The following is a 21,233-nucleotide window of genomic DNA, read 5'->3' as shown; positions in this document are numbered from 1 at the left end:
CGGACGACGAGCACTCACACCTCGCCCAACGACCGCCAACGCCAGCAGTCACAAAACCATCCCTAACTACCAACTACATAGATCAGATGCCCTCTTAGCGCGCCCATACGCAACCCGTTCCAGGATGTCCTGTGGCTCGGTCGCCGTCATGTGGAGATTCCCGGCCGAGGCGTGAGCTGGCCAAGGAGTTCGACTGGGCAGCGTCACCCGACCGGATACGGCTGTAGGCGCGTGCTGACCTCCCACCGCGTGCTCGCGTAATCGGACGAGGCCGGAGCAGTCCGCCCCTCTCCGGTCGCTGGCCAACGAACCAGGCTCGAGTGCACTGCGGTGCAGGAAGGGCGGTGCCGGGCCTGGTGCGGTACGACCATTGCACCCATACGGGCGGCGCACTCGCCAAACGCCTGATAGCGCCCCCTCAAGGGCCGTTATCAACGGCTCATGCTCACCTCTGTGCTACGCGGCCTGGCCGTCTCCTCCCTCGCCGTCCTGCCCCTTACGGTCCCCGCGCCCGTTCATGCCGCGGAGACGCTGCCGCTGGCCGAGGCCGTCACCCGTCTGCCGGTGGATACCGAGTCCCGCGACGGCTACAGCCGGGATGCCTTCCGCCACTGGAACACCGGCGCCAATCCGTCCGACGGCTGCAACACGCGCGCGGAGGTCCTGCTCGCCGAGGCCGTCGAACCCCCTGTGGTCGGGCCCGGCTGCCGGCTGTCGGGCGGGCGCTGGTGGTCGTACTACGACCAGGTATGGGTGACCTCGGCGTCCGGTCTGGACATTGACCACATGGGCCCACTCGCCGAGGCGTGGGACAGCGGCGCCTCGACCTGGTCGGCGCAGCGCCGCGAGGCATACGCCAATGACCAGGGTGCCCCGGCCAGTCTGGTCGCGGTGACCGCGCGTTCGAACCGGTCGAAGGCCGACCAGGACCCGGCCCAGTGGCTGCCGCCGGCCGCCGAGGTCCACTGCTGGTACGTCGCGGAGTGGGTGGGCACCAAGCTCCGCTGGAGCCTGTCGGCTGACGAAGCCGAGGTGATGGCGCTGCGCGAGGTGGCGGCGGGCTGCCCGGAGCAGAGGGTGACGTACGAACCGGCCCCGTAAACGGCGAGGCAAGGCAGTGCACGCGAACAAGGAGAGGCTCATGGCCGAAGCACGCAAAACACGATGCCGGGTTGTCACGGTCACGGCCGCGCTCACGGCCGCCGCCGGCCTGCTGCTGGTGACCGCTGCGCCGGCGAGTGCCGAGGTGAAGTCGACCTGCGGCACCTACATCTGCGTCGCCACCGCGTACCAGGGCCGCGACTACGTCCAGGACGTCACCGTCACCACGAGGGACGGCCTGCCGGGCACGCTGCGGGCGTTCGTCGGCGACTACCGGGGGAGCAAGGCGAACGCCTCGCGGGCGCGGTTCACCGTCAACCGGGAGATCAGGGCCTACCCGAAACTGGCCGTCTGCGGCGGCCTCGACCGCGGCGGCCGGGTCATCGAGAACCACTGCGTGATGATCCCCTGAAACCCGCACGGCCCCTCGTCGCACCACGCGCGCCGCGCACAGCGGCTCCAAAGACCGCAGACCACCGCCCCCGAGACGTCGATGATCACCCTGCACGGTCACGAACCCGCCCCACAGCCCTGACACGACAGTCCGGACGAGCGGTCACCGCGCGCGGCTGCGGCCGGGCACCGGCATCCGGCAGACGATCACCCGCCCCGACCGCCCCCGTCCACCCGCCTGCGTCATCGCCCAGGGCCGGACCGTGAAGGCGCCGCCCAAACAGTGACCGTGGCGGCGGCATGGAAGGCGCGCCATCGGGAGGGCAAGCACCTGCCGAAGGAGGAACAGCGGAGGAGCACTCGCAGCGAGCCGGGCCACTACCGCAGACGCCCGCGGCATCCCTATGCACCGGACATAAGAGGGCGGTTCGTGAGTTGATGTCCGTTTCTGTGTGAGGTAGGGGCGGTGCCGCTCATGTGGTGGGGGAGAGCTGTGCACGCACCCATTCGGGATCGGGGTTGACGTGCGGCTGGCCCGCCACCATGACGGTCGGCACGGTCTCGTCGCCGTCGTTGGCTGCCCTCACCGCCGTCGCCCCAGCCGGGTCGCGCCAGATGTCGACCCAGTGCAGCTGGTTGGCGCTGCGGCCCAACCGGATCCGCAGGCGCAGGCAGTACTTGCAGCCGGCCCTCCAGTAGACGATCGGTCGGCCGTCGACCGCGCTGCGGCGCTGAGCCTCCATCGCGCTGATCGACCGGGGGAACGCCAGCGGTGAGTTCAGCCCCGCGAGCAGGACAAACATCAGCAGTAGCAGGGGAACGGCGGCGCCGGGAAACCCCCTGACCGCCCACGCGGTCGCAACGAGCGAGCCGCAGACCAGGAACAGTATCGGCAAGATCCATGCGCGCGTCATGATGACGCAGGCTATCGGTGGCGCGTGAGAGGGAAGCGTCCGTTGGTGTCCATTTCCAGCTGGTCAGGGGCAGGGCCGCTGGCCGCGGTGCTCGGCCGCTACTGCTTCCTGGTGAAGCTGCCGACGTCTACCTCGGTGAGGATGCCGGGCTTGACCAGGCGTTTCAGCTTGGCAGGGACCGGTCGGGCCGGCCCTTCGCGCCACACCGGAACCTGCGACTTCGCCTTCGCCGCCACGGGCGGCGACGCCTGCACCTCTGCTTCCAACCCGGCACGGCCCGGTCGTTCGGCGGCCACCGCGTCGGCTGAATCGCCGCCCGGCGCGGACAGCACCGCACCAACGCGCTCGCGGGCGATCGTCCACTCCAGCCATTCTTGCTCGGTCGTTGCGAGCTCGGCCTGGATGCGGTCGGCTTCCTCGCGCAGCCCGTCCACACGACGACGGGCGGCAAGCTCGTACTGTTCCAGCAGTCCGACAACCGACGGCATCCGCAACCTCCACGGGAGCGACGAAACGACGGCCCATCACTCCCACACCGACGCCGCACCTATCCCTGACCAGCGAAAACGCAATCGCCAGACTCGGAAAGACAACAGCCTCTCAGGGTGGGGGTCCCCTTTTTGTGTCCACTCGCCGGGGTGTTCAGCCGTAGTTGTATTCCTTTGTCCGGGGTTTGACCGAGACCGGGGCGCAGTGGTCGTCGCACTCACGGTTTCGTGCAGCAGCGGCTCCACCGGGGGTGTCAGTGCCGAGACCAAGCGGATCGCGTGTCAGGTGCGCGGGCGAACAGGCTTCACCCTTCTTCGTCACCGCATCCTCCTCGGATAGTGGCGTGCTCTGACACCACCGAATGTGAGACATAGTCGCTTGCTTGACAGAGCCTCAACTCTTTTTCACTCAGCGTTACTTCATCAAGTGAGGAGGGTCACGTTTTGCGCGGTCGCGGAAGGGTTCAGTCCAGATTTGCGGTTCTATTTCGGAGATCAAATCCAGCCAGTGGGAGCTTTACTTGTTCCAATTCCGGCCTACTGGTCACTCAGGGCTTTGCCTTGTGGGCGTATGCGGGGCGGCGTCAAACTGTGCAAATCCAAGTGAAACTGCCCGCCCGAAGACTGAGTGTTGACGCCCCTGGACGCGCAGTGCACTTGACTCCACCGGGTAAACAGCTTTAACTCTGCGCGACTTGTAAAACTTTTGAAACTTTGGGGTAGGGGCTGTGGATTTTGGGGCGGGGGGCACAGTCATGCCCAAACGTCGTCGCGGGAGCCGGACGTGCCGTGGGGTGTCTGTGATAAGCGCGGCGATTGCGGCGCTGTTGACCACGGCGTTGGTGCAGCCGTCCGCGGCCCAAGCCGCAGCGTCGACGGCGGACTCCGAAGAGCTGTCGGAGGGGCAGAAGGCTCTCGCGGAGGCTCAGGAGTCCGGTAGCCGAGTCGAGGTGACGGGGCAGCGCTCCGAACGCACCACCGTCTTCGCCAATCCGGACGGCTATACCTTCACTTTGCAGGAGTCGTCGGTTCCCGTACGCGTCTCCAAGCCGGGAGGCGGCTGGGAGGCGCCGGATGCGACGTTGGAGAAGCGCGCGGACGGTTCGATCGCTCCGAAGGCCGCGGCGCCGCAGATCGTGTTCTCCAGCGGTGGCGGGAGGGATCCGCTGGCGCGGATCGCCAGCCAGGGCCGCTCGATCGAGCTGAGCTGGCCGGGCAGCCTGCCCGAGCCCGAGCTGGACGGCGCGAGCGCCGTGTATGCAAACGTGTTGCCGGATGTGGACTTGAAGGTCACCGCGACGGTGGAGAGCTTCCAGCACGTCCTGGTCGTCAAGACCCCTGAGGCTGCAGCCGACGAGAAACTGAAGAAGCTCACCTTCGGCCTGAAGACGACCGGGCTTGCGGTCCAGGAAGGCACGTCAGGGAGCCTGGCCGCGATCGACCCGAATGGCCAGACGGTGTTCAAGGCCCCGCCCGCGCGTATGTGGAACTCGGCTGGCAAGACGCTTGCCCAGCCGCCTGCGCCTCAGGCAGCACGCGCGGCGGCGGAAGAGACGGCCCTGGCCGACTCGGCCCCGTCTGCCCCGTCTGCCCCGTCCGACCTGGCCGAGTCGGCCGAGTCGGTCTCTTCCGGGTCCGGTGTGGAGCCGGGGCAGGGTGATCAGGTGGCGACGATGGACGTGGAGGTCGGCAAGGAATCCCTGTCGATCATCCCCGACCCTGAGCTCCTTGCCGAGAGGGACGCTTCGGTGTTTCCGCTGTTCATCGACCCGTCGGTGACGTGGGGTGAGTCGGAGCGGACTCTGCTGCGGTCGGACGGCTATGAGTCCTACGGCTGGGGCAATGGCGACGATGGCTGGGGCAAGGGTGCTGGCAAGTGCGGTACCTGGAACGGCTACTACTGCGGTCCGGGCTATGTGCAGAAGCTGTACTTCGAGTTCTCGCCCGCGAGTCTGAAGGGCAAGCACGTCCTGGACGCGACGTTCCGGGTCACCGAGCCGTGGGCGTTCCAGTGCGATCCGCGCTGGGTGGACCTGGTCCGCACCAACAACATCTCCTCCTCCACCACCTGGTCCTCGCGTCCCAAGGAATTGGACTTGATGGGTGATCGGCATGTCTCGGCGGGCCGGGGCGACTTGTGCAGCCCAGGGTTGCCGGATGCGGCGATCGAGTTCAACGACAACCCGGAGGAGACGAACGAGAACCTCACTCCTACCGTGAGGAACTTCGCGGCGGGCAAGTTCTCCCGGCTCACGCTGGAGATCCGGGCGCACGACGAGTCGGACACCGCGGCATGGAAGCGGTTCAAGAACGATGCCGTCCTCGAGGTCTCCTTCGTGGGTATCCCGGACAAGCCGAGTAAAATCGGGCTCGTGACCGGTTCGGGCACGGTGTGCTCGACCAACGAGTCGAACCCGACGATCGCCTCCGACCCGACGCCGGCGCTGACGGCGACGACGCAGACCAAGGCGGGCGGTGAGGAGGACGCGCAGCTGCGGATCGCCTTCGACGTCGACCGCAAGAACACCGATGGCACGTGGGCGGACACCAACGCTGGCACGAATGACTCGCGGCCCTCGACGGGATATGCGGGGGACGAGAAGAAGCAGACCATCACCTGGTCCACCCTCGCTGAGGGCCCCGTATACCGCTATCGGGCGTGGACACAGTCGTTCTACAACGGTTACAAGAGTCACCTGTCGAGTCCGTCGAACGGCTCCACCACCGGTTTCTGCTATTTCAAGGTCGACCCGACCGCCCCGAAGGCACCGAAGATCACCATCGGCAGTCCGTACAAGGAGTGCCTGCCCAACGACTGCCAGGCGCTGGGCGGCCCAGGGCAGAAGGCCACCTTCAGGTTCGCACCTGCCACGGGTGACACCGGTGTCGTGGTGTCGTATCAGTACACGATGTCAGGTATGACGACCTGGCCGACGGCCGACGGGTCGTCGGCCAGCGAGCCCGTGACGCAGGCGGGCACATACACGCTGTGGGCCCGGGCGAAGGACAACGTCGGCCGCTACGGAGCCTGGAGCACGGTCGACTTCCTGGTCGCCGCCGGAGCGGGGCCGATCGCGCGCTACCACTTCAACGAGGCCGCTGGCGTTGCAATCGACGCCGCCACCGACGACGGCAAGGACGATGCGACCCTGAGCGCCGGTGCGAGCCGGCCCAACTACGGGCGGCGCGGTCTGATCACCCATGACGCGCAGGGACAGCCGTTGGCGACTCCGGTCGACGACAAGGGTTTGAAGCTGGATGGTACCGGCGGCTATGCGGCGACCAGCGGCCCCGCAGTGGAGACCCGGTCCTCGTACACCATCTCTGCTTGGGCGCGGGTCACGCCGGGCACCACGGGCACCAAAACCGTGCTGAGCCAGGACGGCGGCAACAGCAGCCCGTTCTACGTCTCTTACGGCGCAGACGGGATCAAGGACTGGAGCCTGCGGGTGCTGACCGAGAAGGACGGTACCTACACCTGGAACAAGGCACGTGCCAAGCAGACCAGCCCCACCGGTGTCTGGACGCACCTGACGGCGAGCTTCGACGCCGACAACAACAAGGTCCGCCTCTACGTCAACGGAGTGCTCCAGTCCGAGGTGGATGCCGGTGCGCCCTGGTCGGCCACGGGCGGCCTGCAGATCGGCAGGGCGAAGTGGAGCGGTAACTACATCGACTACTTCGATGGCGTGGTGGACGAGGTCACGGTCTGGCAGCGCGCACTCACGCCGGAGGAGATCGCCAAGGACGCCAAGCTGCTGGTCTCGGAGCAGTTCGCCGGAGTGGAACTGATCGCGGACTGGAACCCCACCCGCGGCGTCGACGGCACCACGATCAAGGACACTGTCTCCTCCTACGGCAAGAGCCTCACTCTGGCCGGAGGCGCTGCAGTCACCGATGAGGAGATCGTCCTCGACGGCGTCGATGACGCCGCCACGACCGCAGGCCCTGTAGTCGACGGCAGCAGCTCATTCACGGTGACCACTGGCGTGACCCTGGACGGAGCGAAGCTGCTGACCAAGGACATCGGCTACATCGGGCAGGTCGCGGGCCAGCGCACCGCGGACGGTTCCGCATGGGGCCTGTGGTTCGAGCTCACCGGCAAGAAGACAGTGCTGGACGAGGAGACCATGGAGGAGATCACAGTGCCGGAGGGCAAGTGGCACTTCGGTCGTCTCGAGTCCGACGGCACGTTTTCCTCCGTCACCTCCGAAGAGACCGCGAGTGTGGACAGCGGCGCGCGGCTGACCGGCGTGCACGATTCGGTGGACGGCACGATCAGCCTCTACATCGGCTACAGCCAGAACGGTGACGCCAAGGCGTACACGGCGCAGATCGGCAGTGGTGATTTCGCCCTCGGCAAGGCATACGCGAGCGGTGGCTGGAAGCACTTCCTGCCCGCTCGGATCTCCGATGTGCGCCTGTGGGCCGGCGCGATGGTCAGTGCCGAGCAGATCGAGGTCACGGTGGGCGACTGACCTGCAGTGAGTGGTTGGGCAGCCTCAGGGGCTGCCCAACCGCCGCGCGGCCGGATTCTCCGGCCGTCTCCGTAACTTGATTGATCTTCCAATTTTCGTGAACCGGATGGGTACGAAACTCATGGTATTTGGCATAGGCACCTCAAAAAGAGGTGCGGGGGGTGTGCGGCGGTGGGGGCGACGTCTCGTCGTGCCCGCGGTGGCGTTGACGCTGCTGGCCCCAGTCGGTCAGCTGCCGACCGCGATGGCTGCCGAGCAGGGCCTGGGGCGCCCTGATGTGCCCAAACCCCGCGTGAGCAAGGTCGAAGAAGTCAAGGGCCTGGGCGCGAAGAAGGCACGCCAGAAGGTCTCCGAGGGCAAGAAGGCCGGCGAACAGCGAGCCCGCAAGGCCAAGGAAGAGCAGACAGCTGCCTGGCCCGAGCCCGACACGGCCACCACGACACTCTCCGCGAACAAAGCGGCCAAGGTGGACCTCGCGGGAACGCCTGTTGCCGCGCAGCCGGTGAAAAGCCGGAGCATGTCGGCGGCCGCAGGGTCCGTGGACTTCACGGTTCTCGACCAGAAGGCAGCCCACAAGACCGGCATCACCGGTGTGCTCTTCACAGCCAGCGCCGACACCGAGGGCACGGCGGAAGTCAGCGTCGACTACGGCGACTTCGCATCCATGATCGGTGGCGGCTGGTCGGAGCGCCTGCGTCTCGTGCAGCTGCCTGCCTGCGCGCTGACGACTCCGTCAAAGACGGAGTGCCGCAAGCAGACCCCGCTCTCCTCAGCCAACAATTTTGTCAAGCAGACCGTCTCTGCGCAGGTCCCGCTCGCCGAGACCAAGTCCGGTACCTCCACACAGCTTGGCTCGAAAAGCGCACCCACCGGTGTCACCGTATTCGCAGTGACGGCGGCGGCTTCCGGAGCGGGGCAGTCGTCCAAGGGGACCGGCGACTACTCCGCAACCGGACTCGCGCCGTCGTCGTCGTGGGAGGCCGGCGGCAGTTCGGGTTCGTTCACCTGGAACTACGGCCTTACCCTGCCTCCGGCCGCGGCCGGCCCCGCACCGAGCCTGGGCCTGTCGTACGACTCGGGCAGCATCGACGGACGCACTGCCTCCACCAACAACCAGGGCACCTCGGTCGGTGAAGGGTTCGCCTTCACCGAGTCCTACATCGAGCGTACTTACGGCAGTTGCGATGACGACGGCCATGACAAGGTCTTCGACCGCTGCTGGAAGTACGACAACGCCCGTCTCATCCTGAACGGCAGTTCCAGCCGCATCATCAAGGACAACACCACCGGTGCCTATCGTCTGGAGAACGATGACGCCTCCACGGTGAAGCGCTCGACCGGCGCGGACAATGGGGACGAAGGCGACGGTGAGTACTGGACCGTCATCACCGGGGACGGCACGAAGTACGTGTTCGGCCTGAACAAGCTCGAGGGAGCCGCTGATCAGCGCACCAACTCCACCTGGACGACGCCGGTCTTCGGTGACGACTCCGGCGAGCCCGGCTACGACAAGGGCAGCACCTTCGCCGATCGTTCGCTGACCCAGGCCTGGCGGTGGAACCTCGACTACGTCGAGGACATCCACGGCAACGCCTCGACCTACTGGTACACGAAGGAATCCAACCACTACCCGAAGAACAAGGCCACTACCGCCAACGCCTCCTACGTCCGTGGCGGTTACCTGAACGAGATCAAGTACGGGCTGCGCAAGGGCGCACTGTTCACGGACGACGCCGATGCGAAGGTGACCTTCTCGTACGCCGAACGCTGCACCGCCACAGACTGCACTGAGTTGACCGAGGACACGGCCAAGCACTGGCCCGACGTCCCCTTCGACAGCATCTGCACCAGTGGTGACACCGACTGCAATGCCGCGGGCCCGACCTTCTTCTCCCGCAAGCGTCTCACCGGCATCCACACCTTCTCGTGGAACGCCACCACCAGCAAGCACGACCCGGTCGACTCATGGGCTCTGACTCAGGAATACCAGGACGCCGGCGACATCGGGGACACCACCGACCACGTCCTGGTCCTCAAATCGATCAAGCGGACGGGCAAGGCCGGCACCGCGATCGACGTCAAACCGGTGGTGTTCACCTACCAGCTGCGCCCCAACCGGGTCGACGGTACGGATGACATCCTGCCGCTCAAGCGCCATCGCATCGAGACGATCACCTCGGAGACGGGGGCGATCACGACGGTGACGCTGTCGGCGCCGGAGTGCAAGCGCAGCGAGGTCCTCGAAGCCGCGCAGGACTCCAACACCCGCTCCTGCTACCCACAGTTCTGGCACATCAACGGCGCCACGGAAGCGTCGGTGGACTGGTTCCACAAGTACCGTGTACTCGCGGTCGGAGTTTCCGATCCGGCCGGGCAGAACGAGACGGTCGAGAACGCCTACGACTACTCGGGCGCTGCATGGCACTATGCCGATGATCCGTTCACGCCGAAGGATGAGCGGACCTGGTCCGAGTGGCGTGGCTACCGCGACGTCACCGTGTACGCCGGCGCGCTGGGCACCACCCGTTCCAAGACAGTCTCCCGCTACCTGCAAGGCATGCACGGGGACAAGAAGAAGGACGGCACCACCAGGACCGTCAGCGTCGAGCCACTGATGGACACCGACGTCGACTTCCCCGCCCTGACCGACAGCGACCAGTACGCGGGCCAGATGCTGCAGAAGGTCGCCTACAACGGCAGCCAGCCCATCTCGACCTCATACACCAACTACACCTCCAAGAACACCGCCACGCAGACGGTGCCCAACGCGGCCGCTCACATCGCGCGCTGGACACGTCCCAACACCTCCTACGCGAGCACCTACCTGACCGCGTCGAAGTCCTGGCGCACCCACGTCATCACCAACCGCTACGACGACCTGGGCATGGTCAAAGAAGTCGACGACTACGGGCAGAAGGGCCTGGGCGGTGACGAGACCTGCACCCGCACCTGGTACGCCCGCAACCCGGATGCCGGCATCAACAGCCTGGTCTCACGCACCCGGACCGTCGGCAAGGAATGCTCCACCGCCGACACCGCACTCGACCTGCCCGCCGACGACAAGCGCCGCGGCGATGTCCTCGCGGACACAGCGGTCGGCTATGACGGTGCGAACACGTGGTCGGAGGCGATGAAGCCGACCAAGGGACTGGTCACCTGGACCGGCCGCGCCAAGGGCTATGCCTCCAGCAGCCCGAGCTGGCAGACGATCACCAGCAGCGCCACCACGGACTTCGACACTCTCGGCCGCCTCACCAAGGTGACCGACGCCGACGGACAGCCGACCACCACCCACTACACTCCGGTCGCCGCCGGGCCGCTCACCAAGACCATCACCACCAATGCGCTGGGTCACAAGGCCACGAGCTTCCTCGACCCGCGCCGGGGGCAGGCGCTGCGCACGTACGACGCGAACCTGAAGAAGACCGAACTCGCCTACGACGCACTCGGCCGGCTCACCTCCGTATGGCTCCCCAACCGCTCGAGCGCCAGCCAGAGCCCCAGCTCCAAGTTCGCCTACCACATGGACAACAAGAACCAGTCCTGGGTGTCCTCCTCAACCCTGAAGAAGGACGGCGAAACCTACACCACCAGCTACGCCATCTTCGACTCGCTGCTGCGCCCCCTGCAGACCCAGTCGGAGACACCGCAGGGTGGCCGTCTGCTGACCGACACCCGCTACGACACCCGTGGCCTCCCGTACGAGTCCTACGCGGACATCTTCGACACCACCAGTACCCCCAACGGCACCTACACCCGCGCCGAATATGGTGAGGCACCCAAGCAGACCGGAACGGTCTTCGACGGGGCCGGCCGGGCCACCAAGACCACCCTGCACGTCATGGGCGTCGAGAAGTGGTCCACCACCACCAGCTACACCGGTGACTCCACCGCCACCACCGCCCTGGACGGTGGCACCGCCACCCGCACCATCACCGACATCCGCGGCCGTAGCCTCGAGACCCGTGAATACGCCGGTGGCGCCCCGGCCGACCCCCAGTACGGTGACAGCCCCGGCACCAGCTACGCGTCCACGAAGTTCCACCACACCCGGGACGGCCTGCAGACGCAGATCACCGGCCCGGACGACGCCAAGTGGTCCTACACCTACGACCTCTTCGGCCGCCAGATCACAGCCGTCGACCCGGACCAGGGCAAGAGCACCATCGAGTACGACGCGCTCGACCGGGCCGTCAAGTCCACCGACTCCCGCGACAAGGTGATCCTGACCGCCTACGACGTCCTCGGCCGTCCGACCGGGACCTGGGCCGGGTCCAAGAGCGACGCCAACCAGCTCACCGCCACCAGCTACGACGACCTGCTCAAGGGCCTGCCGGACAGCAGCACCCGCTACGTGGGCGGGAAGAACGGCCAGGCGTACACCAACACGATCACCGCATACGACACGCTGTCCCGCCCGGAAGTCAGCAAGCTGGAACTCCCCACCGGCGATCCGTTCGTGAAGGCCGGTGCACCGGCGACGCTGGAGTTCGAGACCGCCTACAACCCTGACGGCACCCTCAAGCAAACCAAGGAGCCGGCTCTGGGGGGCCTGCCCTCCGAGATCGTCGAGTACGACTACAACAAGCTCGGGCAGGTCACCTCGGTCGGCGGTTCCACCGGCTACCTCCTGGACGCCGAGTACTCGCCGATCGGCCAGCCCACCCAGCTCACGCTGGGCACCGCCGATACGGACGACCACAAGAAGTCCTATATCAACAACAGCTACGAGCTGGGCACCGATCGCCTGATCAGCAGCTACGTCACCGACGACACCCACGGCTACCAGCTGCAGAACCTCAACTACACCTACGACCAGGCCGGCAACGTCACCTCCATCGCCGACCCCACGACACTGGGCGGCACCAGCAGCGCCGAGACCCAGTGCTTTGCCTACGACGGCCACCGCCGCCTCATCGAAGCCTGGACACCCAGCTCCCAGAAGTGCTCCGACACCCGCAGCACCAGTAGCCTGTCCGGCCCGGCTCCGTACTGGACCAGCTACACCTACAACAAGGCGGGCCAGCGCACCACGGAAACCACCCACAAGACCGCCGGTGACACCAAGACCACCTACTGCTACACCAAACCCGATCAGCCACACTTCCTGACCGGCACCACCACCAAGAGCGACTGCACCAGCCCGGAAAAGACCTACACCCCCGACGCGACCGGGAACACCACCAAGCGCCCCGGCGCGACGGCGATCCAAGACCTCGCGTGGTCCGAAGAAGGCAAGCTCGCCAAACTCACCGAAAACGGCAAAGCCACCGACTACCTCTACGACGCCTCAGGTGAACTCCTGATCCGCAGCACCGCCGGAGGCGAAAGGGTGCTGTACGCCGGCGCCACCGAACTCCACCTGCGCGCCGACGGCACCACCTGGGCCCAGCGCTACTACACCGCCGGTGACCAGACCATCGCCACCCGCTCCAACGAAAACCTCAGCAACAAGCTCACCTACCTGGCCGGCGACCACCACGGCACGATGTCCCTGGCCATCAACGCCGACGCCACCCAGACCCACAGCAAGCGCTACACCAGCCCCTTCGGCGCCGAACGCGGCAAGCCCACCGGCACACCATGGCCCGACGACAAGGGATTCCTCGGCAAAACCAACGACGAAACCACCGGCCTCACCCACATCGGCGCCCGCGAATACGACCCAGCCATCGGCCAGTTCATCAGCGTCGACCCCCTCCTCAGCCTCGACCAACCCCAGTCCCTCAACGGCTACAGCTACGCCAACCAACACCCCGCCACAGCCTCCGACCCCACCGGTCTCAAAGAAGGCTGCGGTGGCACCTACGCCGTCAGTTCCTGCGGCAATATCCCTGGAAAGTCGGGAGTCAACAACGCAGTCAGCGGCGGCAACCCCGGCAGCCCCGGAAACTCCGGCAGCAAGAAGCCGTACGGCGGCGCGATCGGCGGATACCACGACGTCGGATACGGCCCCTCACAGGTACGTCATTCGTCACCATGGACGCCACCGCCGCCGACCTACTTCGAAGTCGTTGCCGCACCGGGACCCGAACCCGACCAGTTCGAGGAAGCGTTCTCCACAGCCCTCGCGAATCTGCAGTCTGACCGGATGACCAACTATCTTCCGGTCAACGAACTCATGGCCCTGGCCGGTGCGGCTACCTGCGAGGAGTACATCGAATGCTCCAAGGAGCTGTACAGCTACTTCGTCATTGACCTTCGCTTCTTCTCGGCGGAATCCGTCGAGTCAATGGGCCCCATGGTCGGAAGTATCGGAGGAACCCCGTACAGCCTTCGCGGCAAGGGAAACCCCCCGGCGAGCGGACCGTGGAAAGAAACATGCAATAAGTGCTTCCTCGCCGGGACTGACGTCCTCATGGCGGACGGCTCCACAAAGGACATCGAAGATGTGGAGTTGGGCGATGAGGTGCTGGCGGCAAACCCGGAAACCGGCGAGCTGGGCCCTCGTGAGGTAACCCGCCTCATCCGCACCGAAGACGATAAACACTTCAACACGCTCTCCATTGCCACCGACGACGGTATAGAAGAGCTCACGGCGACACATGAGCACCCGTTCTGGTCGCCCTCAGAGCAGAGCTGGATAGCAGCCGGCGACCTCACGTCGGGCATGACCTTGCTCACCGACGACGACCGCACCGTCATCGTCACAGCCAACAAGCCCTTCACTCAGCACGCTCGCACGTACAACCTCACTGTCGACGACCTCCACACGTACTATGTGCTGGCAGGCGAGACGCCGGTTCTGGTGCACAACAGTGGGCCGAGCTGCGGCTCTATCTGGGTCGATAGAAATCGAGTTGAACACCACTTTAAGCATGCTGAGGACTTCGGTATCTCCGGAAAATGGGGCAGGGGTATGAGAGAGAAGTATGCCGCAGCCCTGGAGCGGTTCGTCAAAAATCCGGGAAATGTCCGAATATCCGGAGATTATCGTGGAATCCCTGCCATTCATTACGTAAATATGAAGACGGGGCAGCATGTATCTGTGGATATGGACTCGGGGAAGCTTTTGGCTGCCTGGAAGAATGATCGAAATGATCAGCAGTTCTGGAGGCTCATGATGCATGGAAGGTTGAAGTAGTGCGTAAGTTTGAGGCGCTCCTCATTCTTGCGGAGGCGGTGGGCGAAGGCAGGCTGACAGCCTATGAATTCTCCGCGCTATGTCTGCCTCTCTATAAGTATTACCCCTCTCAGTACGCTTCAGAGCAGCACTATGAAGCGGCGTCGGATCTGTTTGTGATCGCAGACGACTACTGGGCAGGCGAGGGAGAGGCGCCATCTGACACGCTGAACGAGGAGCAAGTTAAAGCGGCGGCGGTCGAGATTGCCGCAAGAATGCGATCGTTGCTTGACTGATCGGTATTCGATCGGTAACACTTGAGAGAATACGGTCGATCTCATGCCCACGGTAGCAGCGAGTGTTGGTGCCGTGGGCCAGGGCGGCGTTGTTCAGGAGATGTATCCGGGTTGATGGGGCTTCAGGAGCTGGGGTAGGACCGCGGGATGGTTGCCGAGGGCTGACGCGGAGGCAGACACGACTTCCGGTGATCATGAGGTGTCGAGTCCCTGATCACCACGACGGAAGACCGTGCCTGCCCGCTCATCCTCGCTTATCCCGGGCCCTCTGGGCCAACTCACCGACGCCGCACCGACCACCCCCGATGACCTCCCCGGCCTGCTGACCTGCCTAAGTGTTGTCCCGTAAACGATCCCCGACATGCCGGTTGACCAGCGTCGTTGTCTCTCATCCGGCCAGTGTGAGGTTGTGCAGGCGGGCGATGCCGAGCATGGCGTGGTGGACGCCGTCGCCTTTGAGGCGGCAGTCGCGGAGGATCTTCCAGGTTTTCATGCGGGCGAAGGCGTGCTCGACGCGGGCGCGGACCTTGCGGTGTGAGCGGTTGTGCTCTTCCTTCCAGTCCGGGAGTTCGGCCTGGCCGCGTTCGCGTCGGTGCGGGATGACCAGGCCGGTGCCCAGGTAGCCGCCGTCGGCGATCACGATGGTGCGGCCGACGGCGTCCTTCGCACCTGAGATCTCCCATGCCTTGCAGTCGTTGCGGTTCCCCGAGACCGGCCGGCCGACGGCGACGACGAGCCGGGTGTCGGCGTCGATGACGACCTGGTGGTTGGTGGAGTACCGGTAGTTCTTGGACTGCTCGGCGACGGTGTGGTTGCGGGTGGGCACCAGGGTGCCGTCCACGATCAGCACGGTGTCCTTGCGGAACCGTTTGCGTTGCTGAAACGCGAACTTCGGGCCGAGGTGGTCGATGATGCGGTCCGCGGCCGACTTCGACACCCCGAACAGCGGCGCCAGTTGTCGCAGGGTGAGGTTCGTGCGCCAGTACGCGGCGACCAGCAGGACCCGGTCCTCCAGCGGCAGGCTCCAGGGTCGGCCCTTGCGGACTGGATCGGCACCCTCGCGCCGCAGTATGGTGACCAGTTTGCCGAACTGCAGCGGGCTCAGCCCGGTGAACGGGGCTATCCAGGAAGGTTCCGACGCCGTGATCACACCAGCCACCGCAAGATCGTCTCACCTGTCGGTGAGGCAGTTGGCGAGCCAGCCTGCTTGTTCCGCACGATTGACGCCGGCGTCGCCGTCCACCACGTAGGCCAACGCCTCCGCGAAGGTCGACCCCAGAGGCCAGAGGACGTTCGGGCCGACGGCCACGACGCGCCCGCTGGCCGCGATATACGACCTGAACTGGACCGACCACATCCCCAGAGGGCTGTAGTTCTCCGCGTATCAGCGCCCCAGCTTGGACGCTTCCGCGGCGGTGTCGACGCAGGCGTCCACGGGGTCTATGCGCAGTGACGAGGCAGGAACGCGAGCGGGGCAGCTCCTGATCGTCAGCTCACCGAACTCGGCCCAAACCCCGACCGCCATCTCGTTGAGCTCGAACCCAGCGGCTGCCAGTTGTTGTGTCCAGTCTCCAGTGGCGATCTTGCGACCTGCTGTCCATCCAGCAGCACCAAGCGCCTCCAACACCGATGGACCACAGCCCGTCAACGACTCACTGATGTGCTCTATGTGTCCTCCCCATCCCCTCGGTCGTGTCTGTTGCCGAAGTCTGCCGCACATCCGGATCAGCAGACAGGGCTACTGGTCGCGGAAGGTGCGGAGATCGTTTACGGGACAACGCTTAGTAGGACTCCGTTAGGTCTGTCTCGATCTTGATGTCGTGTGTGGCCTGCTGGGCAGGGGCTGGTGGCAGGTGGTGCAGATACCGGTCCAGCACCTCAGGATGCCCTGGAGGGCGTCGAGGGTCTGGTAGAGGGTGAGTCCGGTGTGGGTGCTTTTGGGGCCAGCCGCTGTTCAGTGAGGAAGGCGTGGGCAGCGGTCACGAGGGTGACGTGGTGGTGCCAGCCGGGCCAGGACCGGCCCTCGAAGTGGTCCAGGCCCAGGCCGTGCTTGAGTTCGCGGTAGTCGTGCTCGATGCGCCAGCGGACCTTGGCCAGACGGACCAGGTCGGCGATCGGGGTGTCGGCCGGCAGACTGGACAGCCAGTACTCGGTGGGCGTCTCGGCGCCTTCGGGCCACTCGATCAGCAGCCAGCAGTCGGGCAGCACCCCGTCCCACCAGCCCTGTTCGGCCGAGGCGGCGGCCCGGATCGGACGCTCGACGGCCTTGCCCGCGGGGCGGACACGCACGGCGGCGAAGCGGGACCGTAGCGCGCCGCGTAAGCCCTGCCGCCAGGTGAGGGAAGTGAACGCCTCCTGTCCGAGGCCGGCGGCCAGGGCTGCCACCGAGAGTGCGGGCCGGCGGTAGCGGGGCTGAGGCCAGCAGCCGATGGGACCCTTGCGGTCCGGGGCTATCGGCTTCGCGTCGAACGGGTGGGCACTCACGTCTGCGCGGATGGCCAGCACGTAGTCGATTCCCCGCTGGGCCAGGCCGGCCCGCAGGTGGGCGTTGGTGCCGTAGGCGGCGTCGGCCACCACGACCGGTGGCCGCATGCCCCAGTCGGCCAGGGTGTCGAGCATGTCGAGGGCCAGCCGCCACTTCTCGCGGTGCCAGGCCTCGGGCGGAACGCGGGTGATGGTGCGGCGTTCGGTGTCCGCGGCCCACTCCTTGGGCAGGAACAGGCGCCACTGCAGCGGGCAGGAGGAGGTGTCACTGGCGGCGTGGACGCTGACCGCGACCTGGCAGTTGGCGCGTTTGCCCAGGGCCCCGCAGTACTGCGGGGCCACGGCGACCGACATCCTTCCGTCCTTGGGCACCGACACGTCGTCGATCACCCAGGCCGCCGGATTGATCAGCGGCAGCATGCGCTCCGCGATCCGCCGCTGCACCGGCACCGGGTCCCAGGTGGACTGGTTCACGAACTGCTGCAGGTTCTGTTCGTTGCCGTCCGGCAGCCTTGCGGCCATGGCCTGGATCGACTTGCGGCGGCCGTCCAGCATCAAGCCCCGCAGGTAGCAGTCGCCCTTGCTCCGCTGGTCCTTGCGCGGCAGCGACGCGAAGACGTCCGCCACGTACAGCGCCGACTTCGCCCGGACACGGTTCACTTCATGTGCGTCCATCCACCCAACATGCCCAGGAACAGGCCGAACCCGAAGACCTAACGGAGTCCTATTAGGGGGCCGTGTTCAGCCCCCTGGTGCATCAGATTCCCTTTGCCTCGCGCCAGATCTTGAGCTGTGCGGCGATCTTCGTGTCCGCCGAGAGCTTGTCAGGGGTGCCGGTGAAAGCCCGGACAAGCTCGAGCATCACACGGTCTCCCCGTTCGGTGAGCTTGGGCGCCACGAGCTCCACGAGCTCGCCCCACTTTGCCTGCGACAGCGTGCCGCTCAGCTTCGGCCGAATCGACCGGAAGGCGAAGGACCGGAGCGCGTAGGCGGCCTGTGGGCCATCGAACCGCTTGATGAGCTCGATGTAGTACGGCTCGGCGTTCCAGGCGACGCCGTAGTTGTTCGTCAGGAAGGCGTCCACGAGCGTGGCGACGTAGGGGGCCGTCAGGAGCCCGGGCACCTCGCCGTGGCGGCCGACGACGTCGCGGAGGCGGCGCGCGACCGGCGGCTCGTTGTAGAAGTTATTCGTCCCCTGGTGCGCGCGCTTGAGGTCCTCAAGGGTTTCCTGGATCTCGACGAGCCGGTCGGACTCGGGGAGGTAGGCCGCGCCTCCGTCGACCAGCTCTAGGAGCTCCTTGGCCCGGTCGGCCCGGTCCTTGTCCGCGTTGGCTCGGAAGCGCGCGAGCTTCACTCCGAGTTCGCGGCGTGTGTCCTCGTTGATGAACGGCCAGAGCACGGGCCAGAGCAGGCGGACGTTGTCCAGGACATGCGGGTCAGCCGTGGGCGGCGTGTAGATGCCGAAGAGGCCGTTGGCCAGGTTGTTCGCCTGCTCCTGCGGGAGCGCGCAGAAGAAGGTGGCCGCGTCGGTGATGACGCTCTTTGAAAACGGCTCTGTCCGCAGTTCCGTGAAGGGACATATGGCAGGGACCGAACGTGCCGCATGTGGCACTCTGGCCGGATGGCAGGCAGCGACCGGGAACGTGCAGCAGAGGGCTGGATCTGGAATGAGAACGTCCAGCCCTTCTTGGCTCTCCTGGCGCGCTATGCAGGCTACGACTTCGATGACACCGACTGGCAGGCGGTCGAACTCGGCCTTGAGGCCACCGATGATGAACACCCGGATCGCTGGTACAGCTATCCACTCGTCGGATCGGACCATCACGTCGAAGTGCACCTTGCGCACGCCGTGGGTGGTGATGAGGTTTCTGTCCGCGTGGCGGGAACGTGCAACCCTGAGCTGCTGCTGAGGGCGGACACCCTGATAGCGGCCTTTGCCACCAGGCTCGTTGCATGAGGCGGGCATGAGTCACAGCCCTCATGGCTGGGTGAGATCCGGGTCCGGAGGAGTTCGAGCGAGGCTCGGCCGTACATGGCTCGCTTGAGCGTTTTCACCCGGTTCACGTGTCCTTCGACGACCCCGGAGCTCCAGGGCAGGGTGAGGCCGGCGGTGACGGCGTCGAGGTCCTGGCGGAGGAAGCCGGCGAAGCCCTTCATGGGCTTCGGAGCATCCTGCTCGGCTTGCCGGATCCACTCCAGCAGCAGGTATCCGCGCTGGTGACGGACGAGATCGGCAAACGCCCGAGCGAGGTCGCAGGCTCGGGTGATGTCCGGGCAGGCGAGCCAGACTTGAAGCAGCCGTTGGTCCTGGCTCTCGGTGAGAGTGTTACGGGGCCGCATGATCCACGAGGTGATCTTGCGAGGGCTGGGGATGTCGGCCCGGACTGGTTCGGCGGTGCCCGCGCGGAGGGCGGCGAGGTGTTTGCGGACGGCCTGGCGGCTGCCACGGTAGCCGCGAGCCTGGATCTCCAGGAACAGGCGTGTGCCGCTGACCTGGCCTTGGGCTTCGGTGAACCGGGCGTTGAGGTACGCCTTGAATGGCTCCAGGACGCCGTTGGGGCGGCGCTCGCGGGCGGAGGCCAGCAGCTCGTCGAGGTCGGTGTCGCGGAAGCGGCGCACGGTCTTGCGGTCGAGGTTCAGCCGGCGGGCGATGGCGCTGACGGTCCAGTGCTTCTCCAGCAGGCGGTGGATGTCCTCGTAGCGGTGGCGGGTGCGTTCGATGATCTGGGTGCGGGGCAGTTCCGCGGGCGGTAACAGCATCGGAGGCGGTTCCGGCACCTCGGTCACTGTCTCCTCCTCGGCACGTTTGCGCAGGCAGTCGCGGTGCTGGTGGCAGGTCTTCTCCACTGCCGCGGACAGGTTCTGTAACAGGTGCCAGCGATCAGCGACTTCCAGGGCACGAGGGGCGGCTTCCCTGAACGCCTTGGTGTAGGCGCTGGCCCGGTCCCGGCAGATGATCTCGGCACCGGGATGCTCGGTGAGCCAGGCTGCGAACGTCTCCGAGGTGCGGTCGGGCAGTACGTCCACGACCCGGCCGGCCTCGACGTCGACCAGCACGGTGCCGTAGGTGCAGCCCTTGCGGAAGGCGAACTCGTCCACCCCCAGCACCCGTGGGGCACGGTCCGGCACAGCCGGGGCCGTCAGTAGCCTGAGCAGCCGCGTCCGGCCCGCGGTCAGCCGCAAGCGGCGGCACAACCGGGCTGCGGGACGGCCGCCGAGCTCGATCGCGATCGAGCGCAGCCAGCCCGCCAGCCCGGTGCTGGAACGGCGGTAGCGCGCGGACAGGCCCGGAACCTGCTCGACGAAGGTCGTACAGCAACACTTCCACCGGTCGCAGAAGTACCGGCGCACCCGGAGCCGGACGATGACCCGGCGCGAGCCCAACGGCCGTTCATCCAGGGTGCGTTGATACGTGCTGTGCACGCGACGGGCCTGCTTGCGGCAGTTCGGGCACCGGCCTGGGCGGGCCGTCGACACCGCCTCCACCACCAGGACGCCGGAGGAGTCGTTCACCTCCTCCACCCGCACATCGATCCCGGGAAACAGCACATCCTCAACCGTCTTGCTCGCCACGACAAGAAGTACGTTGCTGAAACGATCCCGCGTTCCTGCTGCTGACCTGGGGATTCACGGAACTGCGGACAGAGCCATTTTCAAGAATTTTCATCATCGGTGAGGTACAGGTTCTCAACTGACTTCCGGTGTGTAGCCCGGTGTTCCGAGTCTTTTCACGGACGCCGGGCTGCGCAGCGTTGTGGCCTGCTGGTCGGGGATGCTGCAGCGGTGGTATCGGTAGCCTGATGGCTGTGCCTTTTTTCGAGGGGTGTTACGAAACTTCTGATGCATCCCTGTCGTAGCCGGGCTTGCGACCTGCGTAAATGTGCTGCTCACGGGCCGGGTGGGGCGGATGGGCTGGTGGGTGGCTAGAGTCGGCTGCGGACGGGCAGAACTGTGCCTGTACACCCGACCCCGCCTCGTGCGGGGTTTTTTGTTGTCTTCTTCGAGGGGCCCCGACA

General features: G+C 66.0%; 12 protein-coding genes. 5 read left to right on the top strand and 7 right to left on the bottom strand.

From position 1 onward, the window contains the following. Positions 1-441: 441 nt before the first annotated feature. Together KUM38_RS16105 and KUM38_RS16100 are read left to right on the top strand one after the other, a co-directional pair. A complete protein-coding gene (locus tag KUM38_RS16105; protein ID WP_217130067.1) occupies positions 442-1,101 on the top strand; it encodes an HNH endonuclease family protein in 660 nt (219 codons plus the stop codon). Between the two features lie 40 nt (positions 1,102-1,141). Next, positions 1,142-1,513, top strand: a complete 372-nt coding sequence (locus KUM38_RS16100) for a hypothetical protein (protein WP_217130066.1) — start codon at positions 1,142-1,144, stop codon at positions 1,511-1,513. 454 nt (positions 1,514-1,967) lie between these two features. Here KUM38_RS16100 and KUM38_RS16095 read toward each other — a convergent pair whose 3' ends face one another. Together KUM38_RS16095 and KUM38_RS16090 are read right to left on the bottom strand one after the other, a co-directional pair. Further along, on the bottom strand, positions 1,968-2,408 hold the full coding sequence (locus KUM38_RS16095; RefSeq protein ID WP_217130065.1) for a glutaredoxin domain-containing protein: 441 nt from the start codon (positions 2,406-2,408) through the stop codon (positions 1,968-1,970). Between the two features lie 98 nt (positions 2,409-2,506). Next, complete coding sequence (locus KUM38_RS16090) at positions 2,507-2,896, bottom strand: hypothetical protein (RefSeq protein ID WP_217130064.1); 390 nt, start codon at positions 2,894-2,896, stop codon at positions 2,507-2,509. 755 nt (positions 2,897-3,651) lie between these two features. Here KUM38_RS16090 and KUM38_RS16085 point away from each other — a divergent pair. The 3 genes from KUM38_RS16085 (at position 3,652) to KUM38_RS16075 (ending at position 14,733) form a co-directional block, all read left to right on the top strand. Further along, positions 3,652-7,374, top strand: coding sequence for a LamG domain-containing protein (locus KUM38_RS16085; protein WP_254397259.1), 3,723 nt, complete (start codon positions 3,652-3,654; stop codon positions 7,372-7,374). A 244-nt stretch (positions 7,375-7,618) separates the two neighbouring features. Then, entirely contained in the window at positions 7,619-14,458 is a 6,840-nt protein-coding gene (locus KUM38_RS16080) for a polymorphic toxin-type HINT domain-containing protein (protein ID WP_254397265.1), read from the top strand. Further along, the gene (locus KUM38_RS16075) at positions 14,458-14,733 is read left to right on the top strand and encodes a colicin immunity domain-containing protein (RefSeq protein WP_217130062.1); all 276 of its coding nucleotides are present in this window, start codon (positions 14,458-14,460) and stop codon (positions 14,731-14,733) included. The genes KUM38_RS16080 and KUM38_RS16075 overlap by 1 nt, the downstream gene beginning before the upstream one ends. A 388-nt stretch (positions 14,734-15,121) precedes the next feature. Here KUM38_RS16075 and KUM38_RS16070 read toward each other — a convergent pair whose 3' ends face one another. From KUM38_RS16070 to KUM38_RS16050, 5 genes are all read right to left on the bottom strand, one after another. After that, positions 15,122-15,892, bottom strand: coding sequence for a transposase (locus tag KUM38_RS16070; protein ID WP_217130061.1), 771 nt, complete (start codon positions 15,890-15,892; stop codon positions 15,122-15,124). Between the two features lie 225 nt (positions 15,893-16,117). After that, positions 16,118-16,453 carry an SUKH-3 domain-containing protein gene (locus KUM38_RS43590; protein ID WP_374227055.1) on the bottom strand — a complete coding sequence of 112 codons (336 nt, stop codon included), beginning with the start codon at positions 16,451-16,453 and terminating at the stop codon, positions 16,118-16,120. A 158-nt stretch (positions 16,454-16,611) separates the two neighbouring features. Further along, positions 16,612-17,892: an IS701 family transposase gene (locus KUM38_RS16060; RefSeq protein WP_217130059.1), complete on the bottom strand. Its 1,281-nt coding sequence runs from the start codon at positions 17,890-17,892 to the stop codon at positions 16,612-16,614. Positions 17,893-17,974: 82 nt separating this feature from the next. After that, positions 17,975-19,063 carry a hypothetical protein gene (locus tag KUM38_RS16055; RefSeq protein ID WP_217130058.1) on the bottom strand — a complete coding sequence of 363 codons (1,089 nt, stop codon included), beginning with the start codon at positions 19,061-19,063 and terminating at the stop codon, positions 17,975-17,977. Continuing rightward, a complete protein-coding gene (locus KUM38_RS16050; RefSeq protein ID WP_217130057.1) occupies positions 19,039-20,766 on the bottom strand; it encodes an ISL3 family transposase in 1,728 nt (575 codons plus the stop codon). Before KUM38_RS16050 ends, KUM38_RS16055 begins: the two co-directional genes overlap by 25 nt. Positions 20,767-21,233 lie beyond the last annotated feature (467 nt).

It is taken from the genome of Streptomyces sp. AC558_RSS880, from assembly GCF_019049255.1.
In the GTDB taxonomy this organism is placed as follows: domain Bacteria; phylum Actinomycetota; class Actinomycetes; order Streptomycetales; family Streptomycetaceae; genus Streptomyces.
This window is presented reverse-complemented; position numbering and strand designations above follow the sequence as displayed.